Below are 23,814 nucleotides of genomic sequence, written 5' to 3' on the forward strand. Positions count from 1 at the left end.
GGTTCTTCCCCCGCCGAGGTGGCTCTTCCCTGTCCGCCCCACCGACGGTCGGGTGACCCGACCGTGACCGCACCTTCCGGAGAAGCACCGTGACCGATTTCGACTTGAGCATCATCATCCCCGCGAAAGATGGTGCCCCCTACCTGAGCACACTGTTCCGCTCACTGCGGCAGCAGGGCCCCGTGTGGGACCGCACTCAGCTGATCTTCGTCAATGACGGATCGAGCGATGAGACGCCAGAGCTGCTGGAGGAATTCAGCACGTGGTTCCCTCATTTCGAGGTGCTCACCAACCCCGAGGCAACGGGACTCGCCAATGCCCGGAACAAGGGTCTGGCATCTGCTCGGGGCGAACACATCATCTTCCTCGATGGGGACGATTGGCTGGCTCCGGGGCATCTGTTTTCGATGCTGGCGGCGGCGCACAGGCTCGGAGTCGATTTCATCCGCTGCGACCATACGACTGTGGAGGGGACCAAACGGGTGCGCAAACTCGCGCCGATGTCGGTCCGTGATGTGGCGTTGGACCCCAAGGTGGGGATCCTGCCCGTCTACGAATCGACGATGGTCGACTATCCGTTCGCCTGGGCCGGCATCTTCCACCGCAGGGTGCTCGAACAGGGGATCCTCCATTTCCCGGAGAACTTCATGACTGCCGAAGACCGGTCCTGGATCTGGCGACTGCACCTGCAGGCCGAGTCCTTCGCCGTCGTCGATGCTCCAGGGATCCTCTATCGAAGAGGGATGGCGGGCTCTCTGTCGCGCATCGTCGACATTCGACAGCTGGATTTCATCCGCGCATTCGGACAGATCTTCGATCTCGTCGCTGCCGAGCCGGACGCCGACCGACTGTGGCCGAAGGCGATCCGCAACTGGTTGGCAATCCTCGACCATCAGATCAATCGTTTCGCGGCGTCGCCGGCGTCCCTGCGAAACCAGTTGCGAAGGGGTGCACGAACGATTTCGGCGAAGATTCCGCCAGAGTATCTGCGTGAGGAATTCGTTCTGCAGAAACAGGGACGACAGCTCAACGTCAGCAGCTACCTCAATGACGCACCCTCGTTAGTGCTGGAGATGGTGAAGTGAAACAGATCTTCCTCGCTTCGACCCTGTTCGAGCTCGTCTGCCTGGCAGCCGGCATCGACGGCGGTGACTACGACCGGCCGGCGGCTCCGACGCTGATGGGAACCGAAGGGCTCGCGCCCGAGGACGCACCGGCACCGACCGAGCGGATCCTTCTGGTCAGCAACAATGCCGTCGTCATGGAGCTCTCGGAGTCATTCGTCGACTCGCCGGGAGCCGCCTCGTTGATCGCCCGTTTCGATCGGGTCGTCGACCTCAACGAAGCGCTCGCGCCTCTGCACGTCCATCCGTCGTCGTGGCGACCCGATCATGCGGATCTGCCCGTTGTGGAATCGTATCTGCGCGGCCGCTGGGGTCTCGGCGACACCGACGAGATCGAACTCGTGCTCGAATCACCCCAGGTCAACCCGGCCATTGCACTCGGCCGAGTGTTCTCCCGGGCGACGATCAGGGTGCATGCCGACGGGCTGATGAGCTTCGGTCCGACCCGCAACCAGATTCCGCTGACGAACGGTCAGCGCATGTCCGTGCTGCATTATCTGCCGCTGGTGCCGGGAATCTCGCCGAAGCTGCTCCGCGAATTCGGCATCGCCCACCGCCCGCTGGGTGTCGAGTCATTCACCGGTGTGGTGCGCGAGCTCGGTGAGCATTCGGCCGAAACTCTCGATGCGGAGCTGGGAGAGATTCTCAGCACCGAGCCGTCGGGTACTCGTCCGTGGGCACTGGTCGTCGGCCAGTATCTGTCGGCGCTGGGACTCATCACCTCCGAGGAGGAGACGCAGCTGCACATCGACATGATCGAGGCCGCTGCCGCCCGCGGCATGGAGGTCGTGGTGTTCAAACCCCACCCGGCCGCTCCGCCGTCGCAGACGGGACCGCTGTTCGAGGCGGCACAACGACTCGGCATCACACTGCAGCTGTTCGACCTGCCCGTCATGGCCGAGGTCATCATCGATCGGCTGGCTCCCGACCTCATCGTCGGCGGGTTCTCCACCGCACTGATGACTGCTCGCCAGATCTATCAGGTGCCCGCCCTGGCTGTGGGTACGGATCTGCTGCTCGAAGCCATCGCTCCTTATCAGAACAGCAATCGCATCCCATTGACGATCATCTCCGAGATCTGCGACGGCAGCGCCCCGGACAAGACCGACGCGCATCCGCAGCTGGGGCGTCTGCTCGCAGCCGTCACCTACTGCATGGCACCGACGCTGTCGCACGATCTGCGTGACGCGGCAACAGACTTCCTCACAGAGGTCTTCGAGGTCAGCACAGGCCGCGGCGAGTCAGCTGACCGATTCAGTCGCTATTTCAAACGCCGACGCCTCACCGCGCTCGCTCTGCCGGGCAGCACGTCGAAGGCGTTTGCTCCGAAGCGGATAATCAAACGATCGGGAACGCTCGTGATCAAAGCGGTGGCAAGAAAACAACAACGCATCATGAAACGGATCCAACAGCGGTGACACCGAAGAAGAAGCGCCGGAGCGCCGTCGCTTTCGTCGAATCCCCACTGCAGTTCCTTTCGGCGCTCGAATCACATGAGCCGACGGAGGAGATGCTCATTCGGGCTCGGGCGAGCGCGAAGGGGATGACGTCCTTCCTCGACGCCTTCGACCCGGCCTGGCTGCCGAAGAATGTCCGCCTCGACCGTGACGGAGCGAAGCCGGGGCTGCTGCGCAAGACGGCCTTCGACCGGATCTACCTCGGCGATGCCTGCTCCGGTCAGGTGCACAGAGCCTTGGCGCTGGCGTATCTCGAGCGTCGCATGCCCGAGGTCGTCATCCTCGACGACGGTCTGGCCACGTATTCGGCGATCGAGATCCTCACGGCCAAGCGCGGTCCCCTCGTGCGGCCCCGGCAGAAGCTCAAGGCCTCACGCACGGTCATGGCCGCGCACGTCGCCGACCGGCTGCGAGGCCTGGCGACGGTGGGCAAACTGCGCTGGCACACCGCCCTGCCGGTGGCCAAATCGCTGCGCAAGGCGTTCCTCAAATCCGGCGGCGAGATCACCCGCCACCGGTTCGAACACCTCCAGACCCTGCCCACCGGCGGCAGCCACCCGCGCGACAACCCGGTCATCGGTTCGTCCCTGGCCGCCGACGGACTCATCGACGCCTTCGCCTACCGGGCCTGGGTCGATGAGATCATCGACGCTCACGGATCGATCACGTATTACCCGCATCGACGTGAGACCGAGGAGTTCCTCACCGACCTCGCCCAGGATGAGCGGGTGCGGATCAAGAACCTCGGTCTGCCGATCGAGCTGCGCCTGATCAATCTGCCGCCGAATTCGACGATCCGCAGCCTGCCGTCGACCGCGGCGGTGTCCCTGGCCGTGCTCAATCCGGACGTGACGATCGATGTCACCGAGATCCCCGCGAAGTGGTGGACCGGAGCCTCACCCGATAGTCTGCGACAGTCCCTCAACGCCCAGTCGGTCAAGGCAGATGACGATTCCTGAATCAGGCGACCCCCACTACAGTGGGCCGATCTTTCCGCCGTCGCTCTCCGACGTCCCGCCGCGGCCTTCGCATCTGACCGAGCGCACCCGCGCGGACGGTCAGTCGTCGCAGTCGACCCACCCGGACGGGCCGGTGTTGCCGCCTCGGCGATCGGCCGGGCTCGCCCCGATCCGCATTCTCTCGATCTCCGACAGCGAGTCCTACCTCAAGTGGGCGACCCAGCTGCTGTCGTCCCTGCCGGATGTCGAGGGGCGCGTGTTCCTCGTCGACAATCCGATCCTGCCGACCGACGAGCAGATCGCCAGCGCCGTCGCCGGCACCGACTGGGAACACCGCGAGGTGCCCGTCATCGCCCGGTCCGACCTTGCCCGCGTCATCGCCGACCACTCCCCCGACATCGTCCTCGGCGCTGCCACCGGCCCGATCGTCGCCCAGGTCTTCCTCACTGCGCATACCCGCACCGACAGGCCGGCGTTGGTCTCGGGGCTGCCCGGAATGGGCCTGCCCGCCAGCGGCAAAGGGATGAATTATCGTCGGCTGATGGATGCGTTCATCGCCCATTCCTCCGCCGAGGTGACCGCCTACACCGAGGCGAGCGCGCGGTCACAGGTGCCCTGCGAGGTGCTGTTGGCGCGCCTGCCGATGCTGCGCTCGGAGGGCATCCCGCACCTGACCGCATCCCCCACCGCCGAGGCGGCCCCACCATCGGTCGGCTCCCCGCCCTCCCCGGCATCCCCGCCATCCCCGGTCGGTGGCCCGCAGACCGGCACTCCTGCGCTCCCGCGCACCCTCGTCTTCGCTCCGCAGGCGAAGGTCCCGACCGAGCGTGCCGACCGCGAGGCGATCATCGCCGCCGTGGCCGACTTCGCCGACCGGCACCCGGAGTCGACGGCAGTGATCAAGATGCGCTCGCGACCCGGTGAGTTCGAGACCCATCACGAGCAGCATTCCTACTTCGAGATCCTCGACGACTTCCGCACCCGCGAAGTCCCCGGTGCGGCACGCATCGAGTTGGGCTACGGTCCCCTCAGCGACTTCCTCACCGACGACTCGGCCCTGGTCACAGTGTCGTCGACGGCCGCACTCGAATCCATCGACCGGGGCGTTCCGACCCTGCTCATCTCGGACTTCGGCTTCGATGCCGGACTGCTCAATGAGGTCTTCGAAGGCTCCGGCGCCACCGGCACATTGGCCGATGTCGCTGCCGGGTCAATCGGATTCCCTGACCCGGAATGGCTGACCGAGAACTACTTCCACCCTGTCGATGGACAGCTGCGCCGCGACCTCGGGCTGCTGGCGACCCGCGCGCAGACCGGTCAGCTGCCGAATCGGCGGGCCGCACTGCTCAAGCAGAAGCGGATGCTGCTCCGTGCCGAGCTGCGCACCATCACCCCGGCCCCGGTCGTCAGCGCCTACCGCAAGCTGCGTCGCACCCGCTGACTGCCGGCCGCGGCAGAAACCTCCACCGCCGACGCTCGGCTCCCCGAGAATTGGTCTCTATCGGATAGTCGGGTCCGAGAATAGGTCACTACCGGATACTTCTGACCCCCAAAAACTATCCGATAGTGACCTGAATTTCAGAGGTGCCACAGGAGGAATCGGCTCAGCCGCGGTCGTCGGGGACTCGGCTCGATTCCTCCATGGGCACGACCACCTCGGTATCGGGGTTTTCGTCCTTGAACACCCACGTGCGGTAGGCGTAGAAGCGGAAGACCATCGCCAGTCCGATGCCGATGACGTTCGTCGAGATGTTGTAGGTGAGCTGGTCGCGCATATCGAGCAGATACCAGGTCACGCCGAGCGGGATGACGGTGATGATCATGCCGGCGAGGTTGACCGCGACGAACAGGACGACGCCGCGCATGTTCGAGCTCGTGGTCCGGTCCCCGTAGGTCCAGAGCCTGTTGCCGAGCCACACGACGACCATCGCGAGGATCGTCGAGACGATCTTCGACTTGATCGGGCTGCCCTCGAGGAGGGCCGGGATCGGCCCGAGTCCGTAGGCCAGCAGGTTCGACAGGCCGACGTCGACGATATAGCCGAGCCCGCCGACGGTGAGGAACTTGAAGGCTTCCACCGCCAGGCGCCGGAGACGGACCGAGAATGACTCTTTCATAACTGCACTCAGTCTATGGCCCGATGTTTCGGACTCGCTGGATGCGGAGCTGGGCGAGCCAGAGGACGAACGCGACGGTGACGGCCAGCGCCGGCCAGTATGTGTATCGGAAATGATTGGCCGGAACGATCGGGAAATACCCGACGATGTAGCACAGCGCCGAGGTGGCCAGGACCGTGACCTCGGGCCAGAACGTCGGCGTGTGGCTCAGTTTCGACCCCGCTGAAGGGCTCACGGAGGGTCCCGATGCGATTCCCGATGCCGTCGCCGATCTAATTCCGGGCACTGTCTCGTCCCGCCGAAGTGCGCGAACGGCCAGCCCCACCAGCACAGCGGCGACGAGGGTCCAGAACCAGGGCTTGAAGAGCATCGGGAACGTTCCCAACGCGAAGTCCTCGACATACGGGCGGAAGATGAAATCGGCTTTGACGCTGCCCGCCTCGTAGCCGACCTTCTCGGCGTCGCCGTCCCAGTCCGCTTCCCAGTATTCGAGTTTCGAGGAGAAGAAGTAATACGAGAACACTGCCGATCGATACTCGAGGTAGCTGACCGGGTGGGTGATCACTTCGTTCAGCCAGAGGTGCTTGAGATCGTCCTGATACTCCACTGGGCTGAATGCCCGTCCGGTGTCCCCTCGGCCGTAGCAGTTCCAATACGCATCCCAGATCACGCCCTTGTCGAGGCATGTGTCCCGGGCCGAACTGATGTGGTCTTTGAGCTCTCTCGGTGCGTCAGACGACTGCAGTCGAGATTCCGGCACAGAGAACATCACATCGTCGAGGAAGATCTGCGAGATCTGACCATTGTGCTCGACGTCGACGCGCGACTCGATGAGCTTCTCGGTGGCAACGCTGCCGAACCCGACCACGCAGATGACGAGCACGGACAGGCCGGCGAAGCACCACCTCGGCGCTCGGTCCACGGCCGTGCGCAGCCCGCCGCGCAGTCCGCCGCGCAGTCGGCCGCCCCCACGGCCGCGAGGGCCGCCGCGCATGACGCTCCGCAGCCGTCCGCGCAGGCAGAACGCCCCATAGACGGCGATCGGGACCAGAGCGAAGACGGCGTTCTTACGCACTCCGAGAGCGTAGACGAGCAGGACCAGCGCCGGCAGCCACAGCACCCAGGTCCTCGGCACCATCCGGGTGACGGCCAGCAGCGCCACGGCCAGCGCCAATGCCACCGCCATCTGTGTGTCCTTCCACAGAGTCGTCAGCTGCGAAAGCACCCAAGGCGTCGCCATGGTGACGGGGCCCAGCAGGGAGATCCACCGCGGTGCACCTCGGCGATTGATGATGACCCCGATGATGAGAGCCGCGGCGGCGAGCATCACCACTTGGAGGACGAGTAGACTGCCCGGTCGGCCGGTGACGGTGATGGGCAGGCCCCAGACGACGCTCATCACCGGCGCGTGCCAGTCCGTGAACGGGATCGTCCCGGTCGCCTGCTGGTACTGATCGGCGATGTCGACGTTCATCCGGCCGGGAGCAAACAGACGGATGAAGACGAACGACCAGACGCCGGTGAGGGCAGCCAGCAGCAGGTCCCATGCCAGAGGTGTCCTCAACCATTCGAACCATTCGCGGAGTGCAGAACGGCTCTTGAGGCGAGCTCGGTCCTCACTCGGGTTCGTGTCCGGTCGTCTGCGCGCGCAGAGTCCGTCAGGAGCGAGTCGAATCCGCTGTCTGCCATCGCACCGTTCGGCTTCTGGACGGAGTCGACCCAGGAGGTGCCCGTTGCCGAGTCACAGACGGCGGGCAGGCTGAGATAGGCCAAACGCGCGGTTTCCCGCCTGGCTCGGCGCAGACCGTCCAAGGTCAGGCCGACACTGCCGAGCAGGAACGCCAGTCCCATGAGCGCAGCGGCGAGGATCGCGGTCGGGAACCGGGGCACGAGACCGGTCTGCCAGAACTCCCAGATCACGGGCAGGCCGAAGACCAGCGACAGGGCCGCGAGCAACACGGTGAGGCTGCCGTAGAACAGGCGGGGTCGTTCGTGCCTCACGAGCGCAGAGATCAGACCGAGGATGCGGAACCCGTACTTGAAGGTCGAAAGCTTCGACTCGCTTCCGTCGGGTCGGTCGCGGAAGTCCACGGCCACCTCGGTGATGGGCAGGCGCAGGGACATCGTGTGCACGGTCAGCTCGGTTTCGATCTCGAACCGGCGACTGATCGCCGGGAACGATTTGACGAAGCGGCGAGAGAACACGCGGTAGCCCGAGAGCATGTCGGAGACCTCGGATCCGAAGAGCCACCCGGTCATCCGGTTGAACATCTGGTTCCCGGCCTCGTGGCCGGGACGGTACGACGTGGTCTCCTGATTGTCCTGGCGCACCCCGAGAACATGGTCGTACGGGCCGGAGATCAGGGTGTCGATCATCTCCGGCAGGTGAGCCGCCTCGTAGGTGTCGTCGCCGTCGATCATCACGTAGATGTCGGCGTCGATGTCGGCGCAGGCGCGGCGGACGACGTTGCCCTTGCCCGGCACGTTCTCCCTGCGGACGATGGCTCCCGCCTCGGCGGCACGCTGCGAGGTGCGATCGCTCGAGCAGTTGTCGTAGACGTAGACCGTGATGCCGGGGACGGCGGCCTTGAGGTCGCCGACGACCTTGGCGACGGTGATCTCCTCGTTGTGGCAGGGAACGATCGCCGCGATCCTGCTCGATACTTCGGACATGCCCATCCCATCGTCGCGTGAGCACCGGCAAGCCCGGCCCGGTGCGCAGATCTGTCGATTCCACCGGTCTACGCCTCCGACGTGGACTGCGGGTTACGGACCGGGAAATAGCAATGCACCTTTCCCTGGGCATGAACCGACAAGACGGATACCGTCTCCTCCGAACGCGCTGCTGCATGGCCGCATGGCCGCCTCACCTCGTCCCGTGGGCGGGGCCCCTGCGCCACGTGGCCGCCGCACCTCGTCCCGCGATCGTGGCTCCCACGCCACGTGGCCGCCTCACCTCATCCCGTGGGCGGGGCCCTACGCCACGTGGCCGCCTCGGCGAGTATGTTCTCAGTCACGATCGCCCGGTTATACGTCGATTTATGACATCCGCCTGTGAGGATCATCTGATTGCTTGTCATCCTGAATCGTCGGCCCTACTGGACCGTAGACCGGCCCATCCCCAATTCCTGCCGTCCACCACCGTGCGCGGCACTGACCAACCACACGAGGAGGCGCCTGTGATCGAACTGCGCGCACTGCGAAAGGTGTTCGGAGGCACCGTCGCCCTGGAGGAGATCGACCTCTCGGTCCCTGCCGCGGAGATCCACGGCATCGTCGGCCGCTCCGGCGCCGGCAAGTCCACCCTCATCCGCTGCCTGACCGGGCTCGAGTCCCCCACCTCCGGGACGGTGTCGATCGACGGCGTCGACCTCACGAACCAGTCCGGTGCCGGTCTGCGCGAGGCGCGCCGCAGCATAGGCATGGTCTTCCAGCACGTCAACCTCCTCGACTCGAGCACGGCGCTGAAGAACGTCGCCCACCCGCTCAAGATCGCTGGCGTGCCGAAGGCCGACCGTCTGGCCAAGGCCCGTGAACTCCTCGATTTCGTCGGCCTCGGCGACCGCGTCGACAACTATCCCTCTCAGCTCTCGGGCGGGCAGAAACAGCGCGTCGGCATCGCCCGCGCCCTGGCTGCCGAGCCGAAGGTGCTGCTGTGCGATGAGCCCACCTCGGCGCTGGATTCGACGACGACGGAGCAGATCCTCGGTCTCATCCGCTCGCTGCGTGACCGACTGGGCATCACCGTCCTCATCATCACTCACGAGATGTCCGTCATCCGCGAGATCTGCGACTCCGTGACGCTGCTGGCCGACGGCCGCGTGGCCAAGACCGGGAAACTCGCCGAGGTCATCGCCGAGCCCGGGTCGGTGCTCGCCAAGGATCTCGTCCCCCTGCCTCCGGTCAGCCTCGATGACGGGGCGAGCCGCCTCGTCGAGGTCTCTCTGGCCGGCACGGACCTGCCCACCGTGCTCACCGCCGCGCGGAATGCCGGAGCGAGCGCCGAGGCGATCCTCGCCGGAGCCGTGGAGACCATCGACGGCCGTCAGGTCGGTCGGCTGCGCTTCTCCGTCGACTCCGCCGACCAGGCGAAAGAGCTGATCAGCGCCCTGCAAGCCGATGGAATCTACGCGGAGGAGGCTGCCTGATGAACGATCCCACATGGTTCGACAACCCGGCGATCACCGATCAGATGTGGCCGGCCACCATCGAGACTCTGCTCATGACGGCGTGGTCGACCGGCCTGGCCGTGCTCTTCGGTCTGCCCTTGGGCATCTGGCTGTTCACCGCCTCGAAGGGTGGGCTGAACTCGAACCCGGTCGTCTACCGGGTGCTGTCCTTCATCGTCGACATCACGCGCTCGATCCCCTTCATCATCCTCATCATCGCGCTCATCCCCTTCGCCCGATTCGTCGTCGGCTCGGCACTCGGCTGGCAGGCGACCGTGGTGTCGCTGACCATCGGCGCGATCCCCTTCTACGCCCGTCTGGTCGAGAACTCGCTGCGCGAGGTCTCCGAGGGCAAGATCGAAGCCGCGCTGATGATGGGCGCATCGAACGGCCAGGTCATCCGTCAGGTCTACGTTCCCGAGGCTCTGCCAGGGCTGATCGGGGCCGCCACGGTCACCTCGGTGACGTTGGTGTCCTACACCGCGATGGCCGGTGCCGTGGGCGGCGGCGGTCTGGGTGCGCTGGCGATCTCCTACGGCTATCAGCGCTACCAGGCGGACACGATGATCGCCTGCATCATCGTCCTCGTCCTCATCGTCACGCTCATCCAGTTCATCGGCGACCGACTGGCCCGCGCGGTCGACCACCGGTGAGCCGCCTCGGCGAGGTCGGCCACGTCCGGCGCAGCGGCGGCTCCGTCGGTCGTGACGACGGCCACCACTGCCCATCCCACTGCACATCACTCAACACACATGAAGGAGAACTATGAAGACCAAGCTCATTGCGATCGCGGCCAGCGCCACTCTGCTGCTGTCGGGTTGCGGACTCATCGGCGGCGGCACCGATTCCGTCGGTGAGAAGGACGGCGACGTCACGAAGCTCACCGTGGGTGCGACCCCGGTTCCGCAGGGCGACATCCTGCGCTACGTGGATGAGAACCTCGCCGAGGATGCCGGCCTCGACATCGAGGTCACCGAGTACACGGACTACACGCTGCCGAACAAGGCGCTCAACGACGGCGACATCGACGCGAACTACTTCCAGCACAAGCCATACCTCGACTCCGAGGTCGAAGGCCAGGGCTACGAGATCACCGGCTTCGAGCCCATCAACCTCGAGCCCTTCGCACTGTTCTCGAACGACATCACGGATGTTGCGGACATTCCGAAGAACGCGAAGATTGGCATCAACAACGATCCGTCGAACCAGGGACGTGCGCTCAAGCTGCTCGAAGGGGCGAAGCTCATCACCCTCAAGGACGGAGTGGACGCGGTCGACGCAAAGCTCTCCGATGTCGAGGACAATCCGAAGAACATCGAGTTCGTCGAAGCTGACGCCGCGCAGCTGGCCCGCACCCTCGAAGACGTCGACGCCTCTGTCATCAACGGCAACAACGCCCTCGAAGCCGGACTGAGCCCGGCCGAGGACGGCATCCTGCTCGAGAAGGCCGAGGACAACCCCTATGGCAACTTCCTCGCCGTGCGCACGGAGAACAAGGACGACGAGAACTTGGGGAAGCTCGACGAGCTGCTCCACTCCCCCGAAGTGAAGACGTTCATCGAGGACAAGTGGGCCGACGGCTCCGTCCTCCCCAGCTTCTGACCCTCTATTGCTACCTGACGGCGGCCCAGCAACCTCGCGCGAGGTTGCTGGGCCGCCGTCACGTAGTTCTGGAGGGGGTTTGTGTGTCAGGACATTTGTCACTTCGCAGTCGGGATCGCACTCCCTACAGCGCCGCCTCGGGCCTCGGTAGCGTCGACGGTGTCAGAAACCAACGACACTTCGAACGAGGAGGCGGACGTGATGAACCGTCGCACCAAACAGGCATCAGCACCACCGTCCACTGTTGCCCCCATTCAGAGCGCAGGGCACGAACCACCGGCCGAGCCGATTGCGACTCCCCTGCGGAGTCCTGCGATCAGCGCTGCCGCCGTGACCCTCACCGCGGTCTTCGCCGCGCTGGCGGTGTGGGTGATCGCTGTACCGGTCGCCGGCGTCACTCTGACCGCCGGCGGCCTCACTGTCTCCCTTACTGCTGTCGCGCTCGTGTCCCTCGGCAGCGGGTGTGCAGCCAGCCTGTCCTACCTCATCATGAGAGGCTTTCGCAGCGGAGCGGTCATGTGGACCGTCATCGCCTGCACTGTCCTCGTCCTGTCCATGGCAGGTCCGCTGCTGTCAGGAGCCAGGGACTCGGCTCTGGTCGCACTGGAGCTGATGCATCTGGCCGTGGGCGTCACGATGATCGTCGGCCTGCGGCGCTTCGTCTCGCGCAGCATGAGCCGCGCTTTCGATCAGCGCACCGCTGCATCTGATTCGGCCTCGTCTGCGGCGGGTTCCGAGTAATGTACGAATCGGAGGCGACAATGACGAAGCAATCCATTTCGACCGACTGCGACGACGAAGTCACATGGTGGGTCGCCCGAACCCGCGGGCCGGGGTTCGCGCTGATCTGGCTGCCGGTCCTCATGCTGTCCCCGATGCTGACAGCTGTTCTCGACGGCAAGGCCGTCATACTCGCGGTCCATCTGGCGATCGCTGCCCTCTATGTCATCACGGTCGTCATCGCCCACCGCGGCCTGCCGCAGCGAGTGGGAGAACTCTGCACGATCGGGCTCATGGCACTCGTCGTCGTCCAATTCTTCCTGTCTCCCGGGGGTCAAGGCTTCCTCTATCCGCTGCTCGCCATCGCAGCGGCAACCGCGATCCGCCTTCGCGCCGCACTCGGCATCGTGATGGGCCTGGCCATCAGCGGCTCCTTCGCTGAAGGATTCTCCACGATGTCGCTCAGCAATGCTCTGCAGTTCGGCTTCGCCACCGTCATGGCCGGCGCCAGCACCTACCTGATCCGCTGTCTCACGGGAACGATCGATGACCTGCGCGCCACCCGCCGCCGTCTGGCCGGGCTTGCGGTCGTCGAGGAACGCCAGCGCTTCTCCAGAGATCTCCATGATCTGCTCGGCCACACTCTCTCGGTGATCGTGGTCAAGGCCGAGGCCATTCGTCGCCTCGCCGACGGTGATCCCGCAGTTGCCGCCAAGCATGCGCAGGAGATCGAAGGCATCGGACGCACAGCCCTGGCCGATGTCCGGCAGACGGTCGCCGGGTACCGGCAGATGCGCTTCGCCGATGAGCTGTCCCACGCAGTCGACACCCTTGAGGACGCCGGGATCGAAGTCGAGACGACGACTCCGCTGCCGCACCTCGATGGTCCCACCGACACGCTCTTCGCCTGGGCTGTCCGGGAGGCGGCGACGAACATTCTCCGTTACGCCCACGCATCCCACTGCACGATGAAGATCACGGTCGACGAGTCAGCCGCAGCACTCGAAATCACCGACGACGGCCACGGGACGGGCTCGAATCCGACCGGCTCGGGCCTGGTCGGGGTGCGAGAGAGGGCAGAACGTCTGGGCGGTCACGTGCATACACGCTCGGGCCCGCGCGGCTTCACGCTCACCGTCCACGCACCGAGTACAGAGGAATCGGAATGATCAGGATCGCCGTCATCGAGGACCAGGCTCTCATGCGCTCGGCCCTCATCAGTCTGCTCGACCTCGAAGACGACATCACCGTCGTCGGTGAAGCAGCTCGCGGCGACGAAGTCTCCGAACTGGTCCGCGGACTCAAACCGGATGTCGTTCTCCTCGACATCGATCTGCCGGGGATGAACGGACTCGAAGCTCTCGAAGAGCTCAATCATGCGACCGACGGCACCACATCCACCACTGCCGATACTGACGCGACCGGCTCCTCAGTCATCATCGTCACGACCTTCGGCCGAGCGGGATACCTCAGGCGTGCGATGGACGCAGGCGCACGGGGCTTCCTCGTCAAAGATGATCCGGTCGAGACGCTCGCCGGGTCGATCCGGCGGGTCGCACAGGGGGAGATGGTCATCGACCCGCTGCTGGCGGCCCAGGCACTGAGTTCAGGAGAGAATCCGCTCACGGACCGGGAGAGCCAGGTACTCCGCGCGACTGATGACGGGGTCCCCATCGTCGACGCGGCCGAGGCTCTGCATCTGTCTCCGAGCACCGTCCGCAACTACCTGTCGAGCGCGATCGGCAAGCTCGGGGCCCGCAATCGCGCCGAAGCGATGCGAAACGCCCGCCGCGAGGGGTGGATGTGACGCTCAGCCCCGCGCACCGCAGCCGTCGCCGAGGCTGGGCTCGACGGGACGACCGGCGCTGCCCGAATCACACCATACTCGGCAGCACCCCGCCGTCTGCGCGCAGGGCCGCACCGTTCGTCGCCGAAGACAGCGGGCTGGCCAGATAGCCCACCAAGCTGGCGATCTCGCCCGGGTCGATGAAGCGCTGCAGCAGCGAGGACTCCCGCACCAGTGAGTCCCGCAGATCATCGACGGACATCGATTGTGCGGCGGCGTTCTGTTCGACCACGGCAGCAACCCCGTCCGAATACGTTGGTCCGCCGAGCACGGTGTTCACGGTCACCTCGGTGCCGCGGGTGAGTTTCGCCAAACCGTTGCTCAGCGCCAGCGCCGCGGCCTTCGTCACGCCGTAGTGGATCATGTCCGCGGGCACGTCGATGGCCGATTCCGTGCCGATGAAGATGATTCGGCCCCACCCGTCCGCAAGCATCCGCGGAAGCAGCCGTCTGGACAGGCGAACCGCGCCCATGAGGTTGATCTCGAAGTAGCGCGTCCACTCGGCATCGTCGATCTCGGCAAATGTCGCCACGTCGAAGAGACCGACGTTGTTGATGAGGATGTCGACGTCGCCGAGGCGGTCGAGCAGCTCGTCGACCTGCCCGGGGTCGGCGAAGTCCGCCGCGATCCCCCTCGCCGAGGCGGCCGGGTTGTCGTCTTGCAGACGTGCAACAGCCGCGTCGACGCTGTCCTCATTGCGTCCGTTGATGATGACCGTCGCACCTTCGTGCGCGCACAGGGAGGCGATCGCGTACCCGATCCCCTGTGTCGAGCCTGAGATGAATGCGGTTTTGCCTGCCAGTTGAAGGTCCATGTAATGCCCACCTTGACGTCTCGAATCCGATTCGACTTGTCTAGGAAAGTCAACAATAGATCGATTGAGTTTCTCAGGCAAGTAATCAGCTAGACTGCACTGCATGAGCAGTCCTGCGAGCAGCGCCACAGAACGAAACCCTCAAGACTCCGATACGCCCACCTTCACGGCGGACGAACTCGAGATCTGGTCGTCGGTCGCGACCTTGCTGGAGTGGCTTCCGGCCGCACTCGATGCGCAGATGCAACGCGATTCGCAGATCAGCCACTTCGAGTACGGAATCCTCTTTGCCCTCTCCCAGGCAGACGAAGCATCCCTGTCGATGAAGGAGTTGGCCGGCTTCGCCAACAGCACTCTCTCCCGACTGTCGAGGGCAGTCGCCCGCCTCGAGCGCCAGGGATGGGTGACTCGACGCCCGGACCCCGAAGACGGGCGTACGACGATCGCCTCCCTCACCGACTCCGGTCTCGCAACAATGCGTGCGGCCGCTCCGGAACACGTTGCCTTCGTCCGACGCGTCGTCTTCGAGTCTCTGACCCCGGCTCAGGCTCGCACGCTGGGCAGGGCCAGTCGGCGTATCACCTCCGCGATCAGGGAGGATGGCGGCTGGCGACCGCAGTGATATTCAGACATCGAGCACCTCGGCCTCGAATTCAGAACTCTGCCCTGCCGGCACGATTCGATGACACAATGCGAGGAGGCGAATTCGCCTGCCAACGTCTCTGAGCGAGTTCCTCAAGGAGGAGAACATGACACGCATCGGCTTCATCGGAGTCGGAGAGATCGCCTCGGCGATGGCCGAAGGTCTTGCGCACAGCGAGACGAATGCCAGCCTCCGATTCTTCCTCTCCCCGCGCAACGCCGAACGCGCGGCGAGCCTCGCTGCGTCCATCGCAACCGCCACCGTCTGTGAGAGCAATCAGGATGTCGTCGACCGCAGCGACCTCATCGTCCTCGCGGTGCTGCCGCAGCAGTCGGAGAGCGTGCTCGACGAACTCGACATTCCGGCCGAGAAAACCCTGGTCAGCGCGGTAGCCGGAGTCCCGACCGAGGCCCTCGGGGCACATCTTCCGCATTCGCCGACCATCGTGCGGATCATTCCTCTGCCCGCTGTCCGCGAGCGCAAGGGAGTCACCGCCATGTACCCGGCCAACGAGACGGTCGCGGATCTTCTCGACCGCCTCGGCGGGTCGGTGACGGCCGCGGACGAGACGATGTTCTCGACACTCTCGGCGGTGACCGCGACGATGTCGACGCATTTCGCGTTCCTGCAGACGATCACCGCGTGGCTCGTCGACCGCGGTTGGGATCGAGCCGACGCCGATCATTTCATCCGCGGTCAGTTCGTCGGCCTCGGCACCACGCTCGCCGAGACGACCGAGTCCATCAACGGCCTCGTCGCCGCCCACGAAACCCCGGGCGGTCTCAATGAGATGCTCAACAACGAATGGATGGACGAAGCCAACCGCGCCGCTCTCGCGTCCTCCCTCGACCGGGTGTTCGCTCGCGTCACCGGAGCAGACTGACATTTCCGGGGTGGTCCTCTGACCGGCCGGTGCCTGATCGAGCAGTCTCCGACCGGTTGGTGCCTGATCGAGCAGTCTCTGACCGGTCGGTATGTGAGCGACCGGCTGGGAGGCCGCTCGTCCGACTCTGCGGATCGTTAGAATGATCGGCATGACCGAGTCTCTCACCTTCGCAGATTCCATCTCCATCAACGCTGACCCGGCAACGGTCTACCGGACCGTTGCGGACGTGACCCGCACCGGAGAATGGTCTCCGGTCTGCCGCGAATGCTGGTGGGACGACGGCGATGGCCCACGGCTGGGAGCCTGGTTCACCGGCCGCAACGTCACCCCTGACCGAGAATGGCAGACCCGCAGCCAGGTCATCGTCGCCGACGAGGGACGGGCATTCGGGTGGAGCGTGGGCCCCGGCCGAGTCAACTGGACCTACAGTATGCAGGAAACCGAGGAAGGCACGCGGCTCACCGAATCGTGGGAGTTTCTGCCCGCGGGGCAGGAATTCTTCGCAGAGAAGTACGGTGCGCGGGCAACCGAGGAGATCGCTGCACGCGCCGAATCCGCGCGGACCGGCATTCCCGAGACTCTCGCAGCGATCAAACAGGTCATCGAACGCCCATAGGGCATCCGCAAGGGCATTCGCAGTGAGCGTCTGCGGGGCATGAGGCCCGAGGCGATCCCTTAGGATTTCCACTATGCCTCAGCACTCTGCCGTCACTGTCTCGATCACCCGAACCGTCCGCCCCGACAACCACCGGCGCTTCAACGCCTGGGTGCAGGCGGGCCAGGAGCTGGCCCGTGAACGCGACGGCTACCTGGGATCGGGATGGGTGCGAACTGCACCGGACTCCAACGAATGGCACGTGCTCTACCGGTTCTCCGATGAGAAGTCGCTGCGGGCGTGGGACGAATCCGAGGATCGTCGGTGGTGGATCGAAAGCGCGGCAGAGATCGTCGAGACCACCCGGGTGGAGCATCGAACCGGCATCGAGGGCTGGTTCGAACCGCACGGGGAGGAGTCCGTCACCATCCCGGAGACGGTCGTCCCGCCGAGGTGGAAGCAGGCCGTGAGCATCTTCCTGCCGTTCTTCCCGCTCAGTCTGCTCTCGACGTTCCTCCTCATGCCTCACCTGGAGAGCTGGCCGAAAGTCCTCGCCGTGCTCCTCAACATCTGCATTCTCACACCGCTGATGACCTACATCTTCCTGCCGGTGAGCACGCGGCTGCTGCGCCCCTGGCTGCAGCGACCTCGCTGACACCACCGCTCCCCCATCTGCTACCTGACGGCGGCCAAGCAACCTCGCGCGAGGTTGCTGAGCCGCCGTCAGGTAGTAATTAAGGTTCAGAAGAGGCCGGTGATGTTGCCGTTGTCGGTGACGTCGATCTTCAGCGCCGAGGGTTCGCGCGGCAGGCCCGGCATCGTCATGATGTCACCGGCGATGACGACGATGAACCCGGCGCCGGCCGACAGCCGCACATCCTTGACCTCGATGATGTGGCCGGTCGGCGCCCCACGCAGACTCGCGTCCGTCGACAGCGAGTACTGCGTCTTCGCGATGCACACGGGTGCGTCCCCGTAGCCCTCCTCGGTGAACTGCTTGAGCTTCCGTTTCACCTTGGCCGGCAGGTCGACGTCCTTGGCTTGGTAGATCCGCTGCGCGATCGTGCGGATCTTGTCCTCCAGCGGCTGGTCGAGTTCGTACGAGTACCTCGCCGAGGCGGCCGGCTCCTCACGTGGCGGACGAGTTCCGGACGAATCGTGCGGCCCTTCGCCTCGATTTTCATCACGAATCGTCCGGAACTCGGCGTCGCCGCCGTTCGACGCAGAAGCAGCAGCCCCGCCCCCAGCACCAGCCCCGCCCGCAGCCTCGACGACCGCCTCCGCCAGGGCCAAAGCACCCTCGCCGCCGTCGGCCCAGTGTGTGGACTCCACAGCCGCAACCCCAAGACCGTCCAAGTGCGAGATCGCCGCGGCCATCTCCTCGTCGGTGTCCGTGGGGAACCGGTTGAAGCACACGACGGGCGTCAGTCCGTAGATCTCGCGCAGGTTCCGACAGTGCAGCTCAAGATTGCTCATCCCCTCGAGCACCGCCGATACGTCAGGAGAGTTCACGTCGGCGACGTCGACTCCTCCGTGGTATTTCAGGGCTCGCAGAGTCGCGACGACGACCACGGCAGACGGCCAGATTCCGGCGGTGCGGCACTTGATGTCAAGGAACTTCTCGGCCCCGAGGTCGGCACCGAAGCCGGCTTCAGTCACGACCCAGTCCCCCAGCGCCAGCCCGGCCTTTGTCGCGAGCAGACTGTTGCAGCCGTGGGCGATGTTCGCGAACGGTCCGCCGTGGATGAATGCCGGCGAATGCTCCAAGGACTGCACGAGGTTCGGTGCCAGAGCATTGCGCAGCAGCGCAGTCATCGCCCCCGCCGCCCCGATATCCGCGACGGTGATCGGCTCCCGCCCTCTACTGTGGGCGAGCACGATCCGTCCCAGCCGTTCCTTGAGGTCGGACAACGAGGTGGCCAGGCAGAACACCGCCATGACCTCGCTGGCGACGACGATGTCGAAGGCGTCCTCGCGCGGCACTCCCCCATTGAGCCCGCCGAGCCCGACGACGACGCCGCGCAGTGCCCGGTCGTTGAGGTCGACGACGCGGCGGAGGTGGATGCGTCGCGGGTCGACGTCGAGGTCGTTGCCGAAGTGGATGTGGTTGTCGAGCATGGTCGCGGCGAGGTTGTTCGCCGCAGCGATGGCCGCGAAGTCTCCGGTGAAGTGGAGGTTGATATCTTCCATCGGCACGACCTGCGCGTATCCGCCGCCGGCTGCCCCGCCCTTCATTCCGAAGACCGGCCCCATGCTCGGCTCCCGCAGCGCGAGCACGGCCTTGCCGACCTCGGATTTCGACCGCGCGAGTTCGTTGAGTCCGTCGGCCAGGCCGATGCTCGTCGTGGTCTTTCCCTCGCCGGCCGGGGTCGGGCTCATGGCGGTGACGAGGATGAGTCGCCCGTCCGTGGCGGTTTCGGCCGCTTGGTCGAGGACATCGATGGGCACCTTGGCCTTCGTCCATCCGTGGGGAATGATGTCCTTCGCGTCGAGACCCAGCCCAGCGGCGATGTCGACGATGGGATCGAGCTCGGCGCTGAGCGCAATATCCATATCTGTGGTCATAAGGCCATCATGCCCGTTCCGCGAGATTTTGTGACCATCACCGACCCGAGAATTCGCGCAATGTGCACTGAGTTCCGCCCAGCGCAACATCAACCTCGCCGAGGCGGCCCGCCGTCTCATCGTTCGACAGGTGAGAGCCGCGTGCGCGACGATGGAATCATGCGCGCATTCGACGAGCTCGTCACCGAAGCACAATCCGCCGATGTCACCGGCTGGGGATTCGACTGGCTCGACGGACGCGCCACCGAGGAACGCCCTCCGTGGAGGTACTCGACGCTGCTCGCCAGGCGGCTGTCGACCGCGACCGCGGCCCTCGACATCGACACCGGCGGCGGTGAGGTCGTCGACGAGGCACCCGTGCTGCCGCCGCGCATGGCGGTGACCGAATCGCACCGCCCCAATATCGCCGTGGCCCGTCACCGGCTCGGCCCGCGAGGCGTCGATGTCGTCGAAGCCGACCCGGACAGGTTGCCGTTCGCCAACGGCAGCTTCGACCTCGTCACCTCGCGGCATCCCGTGAGTCCCACGTGGTCGGAGATCAGCCGTGTGCTCGTTCCCGGCGGCACCTATCTCGCCCAGCACGTCGGTCCGGCATCGGCGTTCGAGCTCATCGAGTTCTTCCTCGGGCCGCTGCCCGAGAACCGCCGAGCCCGGCATCCCCAGACCGAAAATGATGCCGCCGAGGCGGCCGGGCTCGCGGTCGACACGCTACGTACCGCACGCTGCCGCATGGAGTTCTTCGACGTCGGTGCGATCGTGTGGATCCTGCGCAAGTGCCCGTGGTGGGTGCCCGATTTCGCGGTCGCCGACTACCTTCCGCAACTGCGTGAAATCGACACTCGGATGCGCCGGGGTGCGCCTTTCGTCGCCCACTCGACGCGGCACCTCATCATCGCGTCAAAACACTGAGGCAACGAAGCGCTGAGGCGCCCCCGCCGCCCGATCACTTAGTCGACTCGATCACGAAGTCGAAACGCCACCCACGCGGAACCGTTCCGGCACACTGCCGGCGCCCGTGGCGAGGTCGGCTGCGAACTCTCCGAGCAGCGGCGCGAACTTCGCCCCGTGCCCCGAACAGGCCGAGACGAGAACAAGACCGTCGACCTCGTCGATGACGAAGTCCTCGTTCGGCGTGTTCGTGAACAGGCACGTGGTCTCCGCGTACGGTTCCGGAATGAGTCCCGGCAGATTCCGCTTCGCATAGTCGATCATCCTGGTCCGCATCTCCTCGGTGATCTGTCCGTCCTGGTCAAGCGCCGATCCGATCACCTTCCCACCGTTGAACTGGGCGAACTTCTGCCCCGCATAACCGGCATCCCGACCGCCGGGAAGCCCGTAGGTGAACATCTCACCGGATTTGTGGATGAACGTCGGCCAGGGCGTGCTCGGCCGCCCGTCCGCACCGGCATCGCGGTAAGGCATGTGGAAGGCCTGCTCCTGCCGCACTTCGAATCGCGGCAGTGCATCGAGGAACGCCTGCGGAAGACCAAGATCGCCGAGGAGGGCGGGCAGCCACCCGCCCGCCGCGACGATGACACGGTCGCCCTCGACGACTTCGCCTGTCGCCGAGGTGACACGGAAGTCGCCCGCGGACCGTCGGGCCACCTCGGTGACCGTCCAATCGGTGAGGACCCTGGCCCGCCCGGTGTCCATCGCACGGTCGAGCATGGTCGTCACCGTGGTCTCGGCGTCGATGACGCCGGCATCGGGGTGCCACAGGACGTCGGTGTCGAAGACGAACTGCGGCCACCGTTCGCCGGCTCGTTCCGGGTCGAGGATCTCGTACTCGACTCCGACTGCCTCGAAGATCTTCGCGAGCAGATCCGTGTGCCGGGTATCGCCGAAGTCGAGCGCTCCCGTTCGAGTGATGAGCTCGGTCTCCGACTTCGTCTCAAGGTCATCCCACAGTTCCCGGGCGCGTACAACGAGCTCGGTGTAGAGACGATCCGGGTAGGCATAGCGGAAGATGCGGGCCGAACCGTGGGAGCTGCCTCGGTCGTTGGCCGGAGTGTGCCGTTCGAGGACGGTGACGTCCTCGCCGCGCGCGGTCAGGGAATATGCGGCTGCGGCACCGGCCAAGCCCGCTCCGATGACGATGTGGTGGGTCAAAGCTGCGCTCCTGTTGGATGGGCGTGATCGGTCGGCCGCGCCTGATCGTGTCTACTGCAATTCGAGGTCGGTCACGCAGGTGGGCCCATCGCTTCTCGTCGAGAACTCGGTCGTTCCGGTCTTGCCCTCGGCGGTGATTTCGATGGTACCGGTGATGTCGGATGGCACCCAGAAGCCCACGAAACCGTTGTCGAAGGTCGTCGTCGAGTCACCCACCACTGTTTTGCCTGTCGCCGAGTCGGTGATCACCACATCGACGTCCTTCCCGCTCAACTCGCCGAGACAGGTCGTGAGGCTGTGGTAGAAGCAGTCGTGTGTCTCATCGACGAAGGGAGCGATGGACACATAGCTCTTCCCCTCCGGCAGTGCCATCGTCGCCTCGTGCTGCCCGTCGGTGAGGACGAGCTCATCCGGCTGCACCGAGGCCATGAGGTCGGCGGGCCTCTCGTCGACAGGCAGACGATCGAGATGATCGATGACTCCTGTGACATCTTCGTCGGCCAGATCGAGATCCGCCAGCATTTCTTCGGCCGAACCCGGCTGCATTGCCGCGGACTCTCCTGAATCAGCGGATGACCCGCTACCCGACCCTGGAGCCGAACACCCGGTCAGTGCTAGAGCCAGGGCCGTCGCACCCAACACGAATTGCGTCGTTCTCATATATCTCCCCATGTCACTACGGGCGCAGAGCACCTCTATCGTCTTGGCAATCATACCCTCAAGGGGTATAGGGTGATCGTGGCGGCCCCAAGGAATGGGATGCCCTCAGATACTCTCATCTTCCGCCGAGCGAATCCGACGCGACCGTCTACATGAACGACGCAAAGGCAGACGAGATGGAGATGACGAACCACAAATCGGTCGTCGAAAGCGAGATGAAACCCGCGAAGTGACCACCAGGGTCCGTTCCTGATCAGCCCTGCTTCTGCTCGGACAACATCCCCGCGGCCTCGACGGCGCTGCGGACGATCTCATCGAGCCCGTACTCGGCCTTCCAACTGAGCAGGGCCGAGATCCGGGTGACGTCGGCGACCAGCGCCGGTGGGTCACCGGCACGACGCTCGCCCATGTCGGGGACGATGTCACGGCCGGTCACCTCGGCGATGGTGTCGATGACTTCCTTCACCGAGGCGCCGGTTCCGGTCCCGACATTGAACACGGTCTCCGTGGTGCCGCCGGCCTTCATGTAGTCGAGGGCGGCGATATGCGCCTCGGCGAGGTCCTTGACGTGGACGTAATCGCGGATGCACGTGCCGTCGGGGGTGTCGTAGTCGTCGCCGAAGATGATCGGTGCCTTGCCGTCCTTCAGCCGTCCGAGCACGATCGGGATGAGGTTCATGACGGCGGTGTCGGCGAGTTCGTTCCAGCCGGCACCGGCGACGTTGAAGTAACGCAGCTTCACGGCGTTGAACGTGGTTCCCCGCATCTGCGAGGCAGTGATCTGGTTGTCGATCATCCACTCGCCGATGAGCTTCGTCTGACCGTAGGGGTTGATGGGACGGCACTCGAGATCCTCAGGCACCATGTCGACATCGGGCATGCCGTAGGTCGCTGCTGAGGAGGAGAAGACGAGCGATTCGATGCCGGTCGCTTCGACGGCTGAGAGGATGTTCGTCAGCGCGCCGATGTTCTGCCGGTAGTACATCACCGGTTCTTCGACGGATTCGCCGACCTGCTTCTTCGCGGCGAAGTGGATGATCGAGTCGACGCTGTGTTCCCTGATCGCCTCGACGAGGCGGTCGGTGGCATCCGCTGCGGACAGGTCGAGGTTGACCACGGGCAGGCCTTTGACGCGAGCGTCGATGCCGGTGGAGAAGTCGTCGACGACGAGCACGTTGTCGCCGCGTTCGGTGAGCAGCCGCACCACGTGCGAACCTATATATCCTGCTCCGCCTGTGACCAGTACCGCCATAGCTGGGCTCTCCTTCATCTCGTCGACTCTTCACTGTCAGAATGCTCGGTATCAGAATACGTGCTCAGGCGCCGAAGTTCTGATCCGGGCTGAATGCGCGGTGGGAAAACATCGTGCACGAAAACGTTGCATGTCCAGGCCGACCACCAGCTGGCGCTGAGGGGGGGGGCGAGGTGCCTCACTGAGGAGTGAGCGCGTGATCCGTGTTGGTGCCTCAGCATTTTTGAGCGTGAGGCTTACGGTTCACTAATTCGTTTGGAGTCGATTCATCGACGGTTTCAATGATGCCATGTCCA

The 23,814-nt window shown here is 65.0% G+C and carries 23 protein-coding genes; 15 read left to right on the top strand and 8 right to left on the bottom strand.

Features of this window, described 5'->3' with window-relative positions:
* Positions 1-89: 89 nt before the first annotated feature.
* The 4 genes from BLIN9172_RS05670 to BLIN9172_RS05685 are packed head-to-tail and all read left to right on the top strand — an operon-like array spanning position 90 to position 4,981.
* Positions 90-1,085: a glycosyltransferase family 2 protein gene (locus tag BLIN9172_RS05670; RefSeq protein ID WP_101554172.1), complete on the top strand. Its 996-nt coding sequence runs from the start codon at positions 90-92 to the stop codon at positions 1,083-1,085.
* On the top strand, positions 1,082-2,542 hold the full coding sequence (locus BLIN9172_RS05675) for a polysialyltransferase family glycosyltransferase (protein ID WP_101554173.1): 1,461 nt from the start codon (positions 1,082-1,084) through the stop codon (positions 2,540-2,542). The genes BLIN9172_RS05670 and BLIN9172_RS05675 overlap by 4 nt, the downstream gene beginning before the upstream one ends.
* Positions 2,539-3,540 (top strand): polysialyltransferase family glycosyltransferase, encoded by a 1,002-nt coding sequence (locus tag BLIN9172_RS05680; RefSeq protein ID WP_101554174.1) that lies wholly within the window; start codon positions 2,539-2,541, stop codon positions 3,538-3,540. The genes BLIN9172_RS05675 and BLIN9172_RS05680 overlap by 4 nt, the downstream gene beginning before the upstream one ends.
* Positions 3,527-4,981: a DUF6716 putative glycosyltransferase gene (locus BLIN9172_RS05685; protein ID WP_241241453.1), complete on the top strand. Its 1,455-nt coding sequence runs from the start codon at positions 3,527-3,529 to the stop codon at positions 4,979-4,981. Before BLIN9172_RS05680 ends, BLIN9172_RS05685 begins: the two co-directional genes overlap by 14 nt.
* Positions 4,982-5,144: 163 nt before the next feature.
* Here BLIN9172_RS05685 and BLIN9172_RS05690 read toward each other — a convergent pair whose 3' ends face one another.
* The 3 genes from BLIN9172_RS05690 to BLIN9172_RS05700 are packed head-to-tail and all read right to left on the bottom strand — an operon-like array spanning position 5,145 to position 8,330.
* Positions 5,145-5,657 carry a GtrA family protein gene (locus tag BLIN9172_RS05690; RefSeq protein ID WP_101554175.1) on the bottom strand — a complete coding sequence of 171 codons (513 nt, stop codon included), beginning with the start codon at positions 5,655-5,657 and terminating at the stop codon, positions 5,145-5,147.
* Between the two features lie 13 nt (positions 5,658-5,670).
* Entirely contained in the window at positions 5,671-7,221 is a 1,551-nt protein-coding gene (locus tag BLIN9172_RS05695) for a hypothetical protein (RefSeq protein ID WP_101554176.1), read from the bottom strand.
* On the bottom strand, positions 7,218-8,330 hold the full coding sequence (locus BLIN9172_RS05700; protein WP_101554206.1) for a glycosyltransferase: 1,113 nt from the start codon (positions 8,328-8,330) through the stop codon (positions 7,218-7,220). The genes BLIN9172_RS05695 and BLIN9172_RS05700 overlap by 4 nt, the downstream gene beginning before the upstream one ends.
* Positions 8,331-8,836: 506 nt before the next feature.
* Between BLIN9172_RS05700 and BLIN9172_RS05705 the strand changes: the two genes are divergently transcribed.
* The 6 genes from BLIN9172_RS05705 to BLIN9172_RS05730 all read left to right on the top strand — a co-directional run bounded on the left by BLIN9172_RS05705 (position 8,837) and on the right by BLIN9172_RS05730 (position 13,955).
* Positions 8,837-9,805 (top strand): methionine ABC transporter ATP-binding protein, encoded by a 969-nt coding sequence (locus BLIN9172_RS05705; protein ID WP_101554177.1) that lies wholly within the window; start codon positions 8,837-8,839, stop codon positions 9,803-9,805.
* The gene (locus tag BLIN9172_RS05710; RefSeq protein WP_025778297.1) at positions 9,805-10,479 is read left to right on the top strand and encodes a methionine ABC transporter permease; all 675 of its coding nucleotides are present in this window, start codon (positions 9,805-9,807) and stop codon (positions 10,477-10,479) included. Before BLIN9172_RS05705 ends, BLIN9172_RS05710 begins: the two co-directional genes overlap by 1 nt.
* A 112-nt stretch (positions 10,480-10,591) precedes the next feature.
* A complete protein-coding gene (locus BLIN9172_RS05715; RefSeq protein ID WP_101554178.1) occupies positions 10,592-11,428 on the top strand; it encodes a MetQ/NlpA family ABC transporter substrate-binding protein in 837 nt (278 codons plus the stop codon).
* Between the two features lie 201 nt (positions 11,429-11,629).
* Positions 11,630-12,169 carry a DUF6069 family protein gene (locus BLIN9172_RS05720; protein ID WP_180956944.1) on the top strand — a complete coding sequence of 180 codons (540 nt, stop codon included), beginning with the start codon at positions 11,630-11,632 and terminating at the stop codon, positions 12,167-12,169.
* Between the two features lie 20 nt (positions 12,170-12,189).
* Positions 12,190-13,317, top strand: coding sequence for a sensor histidine kinase (locus BLIN9172_RS05725; RefSeq protein WP_170286965.1), 1,128 nt, complete (start codon positions 12,190-12,192; stop codon positions 13,315-13,317).
* Positions 13,314-13,955, top strand: coding sequence for a response regulator transcription factor (locus tag BLIN9172_RS05730; RefSeq protein WP_101554180.1), 642 nt, complete (start codon positions 13,314-13,316; stop codon positions 13,953-13,955). The genes BLIN9172_RS05725 and BLIN9172_RS05730 overlap by 4 nt, the downstream gene beginning before the upstream one ends.
* Positions 13,956-14,022: 67 nt before the next feature.
* Here the strand turns inward: BLIN9172_RS05730 and BLIN9172_RS05735 are convergent, their stop codons facing one another.
* Positions 14,023-14,808 carry an SDR family NAD(P)-dependent oxidoreductase gene (locus tag BLIN9172_RS05735; protein ID WP_101554181.1) on the bottom strand — a complete coding sequence of 262 codons (786 nt, stop codon included), beginning with the start codon at positions 14,806-14,808 and terminating at the stop codon, positions 14,023-14,025.
* A 103-nt stretch (positions 14,809-14,911) separates the two neighbouring features.
* On the opposite strand from BLIN9172_RS05735, the gene BLIN9172_RS05740 reads away from it, so the two are divergent.
* The 4 genes from BLIN9172_RS05740 (at position 14,912) to BLIN9172_RS05755 (ending at position 17,587) form a co-directional block, all read left to right on the top strand.
* The gene (locus BLIN9172_RS05740) at positions 14,912-15,430 is read left to right on the top strand and encodes a MarR family winged helix-turn-helix transcriptional regulator (RefSeq protein WP_101554182.1); all 519 of its coding nucleotides are present in this window, start codon (positions 14,912-14,914) and stop codon (positions 15,428-15,430) included.
* A gap of 127 nt (positions 15,431-15,557) precedes the next feature.
* A complete protein-coding gene (locus BLIN9172_RS05745; protein WP_101554183.1) occupies positions 15,558-16,334 on the top strand; it encodes an NAD(P)-binding domain-containing protein in 777 nt (258 codons plus the stop codon).
* Positions 16,335-16,485: 151 nt separating this feature from the next.
* Positions 16,486-16,953, top strand: coding sequence for an SRPBCC family protein (locus BLIN9172_RS05750; protein ID WP_101554184.1), 468 nt, complete (start codon positions 16,486-16,488; stop codon positions 16,951-16,953).
* 73 nt (positions 16,954-17,026) lie between these two features.
* Positions 17,027-17,587 (top strand): antibiotic biosynthesis monooxygenase, encoded by a 561-nt coding sequence (locus tag BLIN9172_RS05755; RefSeq protein WP_101554185.1) that lies wholly within the window; start codon positions 17,027-17,029, stop codon positions 17,585-17,587.
* 86 nt (positions 17,588-17,673) lie between these two features.
* On the opposite strand, the gene BLIN9172_RS05760 is transcribed toward BLIN9172_RS05755, so the two are convergent.
* Entirely contained in the window at positions 17,674-19,497 is a 1,824-nt protein-coding gene (locus BLIN9172_RS05760; protein WP_101554186.1) for a formate--tetrahydrofolate ligase, read from the bottom strand.
* 159 nt (positions 19,498-19,656) lie between these two features.
* Between BLIN9172_RS05760 and BLIN9172_RS05765 the strand changes: the two genes are divergently transcribed.
* Positions 19,657-20,406 carry a class I SAM-dependent methyltransferase gene (locus tag BLIN9172_RS05765; protein ID WP_101554207.1) on the top strand — a complete coding sequence of 250 codons (750 nt, stop codon included), beginning with the start codon at positions 19,657-19,659 and terminating at the stop codon, positions 20,404-20,406.
* A gap of 51 nt (positions 20,407-20,457) precedes the next feature.
* Here the strand turns inward: BLIN9172_RS05765 and BLIN9172_RS05770 are convergent, their stop codons facing one another.
* The 3 genes from BLIN9172_RS05770 to galE form a co-directional block, all read right to left on the bottom strand.
* Positions 20,458-21,606, bottom strand: coding sequence for an FAD-dependent oxidoreductase (locus BLIN9172_RS05770; RefSeq protein WP_101554187.1), 1,149 nt, complete (start codon positions 21,604-21,606; stop codon positions 20,458-20,460).
* A 51-nt stretch (positions 21,607-21,657) separates the two neighbouring features.
* The gene (locus tag BLIN9172_RS05775) at positions 21,658-22,266 is read right to left on the bottom strand and encodes a CueP family metal-binding protein (protein ID WP_101554188.1); all 609 of its coding nucleotides are present in this window, start codon (positions 22,264-22,266) and stop codon (positions 21,658-21,660) included.
* Between the two features lie 253 nt (positions 22,267-22,519).
* Positions 22,520-23,518 carry a UDP-glucose 4-epimerase GalE gene (galE, locus tag BLIN9172_RS05780; RefSeq protein ID WP_101554189.1) on the bottom strand — a complete coding sequence of 333 codons (999 nt, stop codon included), beginning with the start codon at positions 23,516-23,518 and terminating at the stop codon, positions 22,520-22,522.
* Positions 23,519-23,814: the final 296 nt, after the last annotated feature.

The sequence above is a fragment of the Brevibacterium linens ATCC 9172 genome, assembly GCF_900169165.1.
In the GTDB taxonomy this organism is placed as follows: Bacteria; Actinomycetota; Actinomycetes; order Actinomycetales; family Brevibacteriaceae; genus Brevibacterium; species Brevibacterium linens.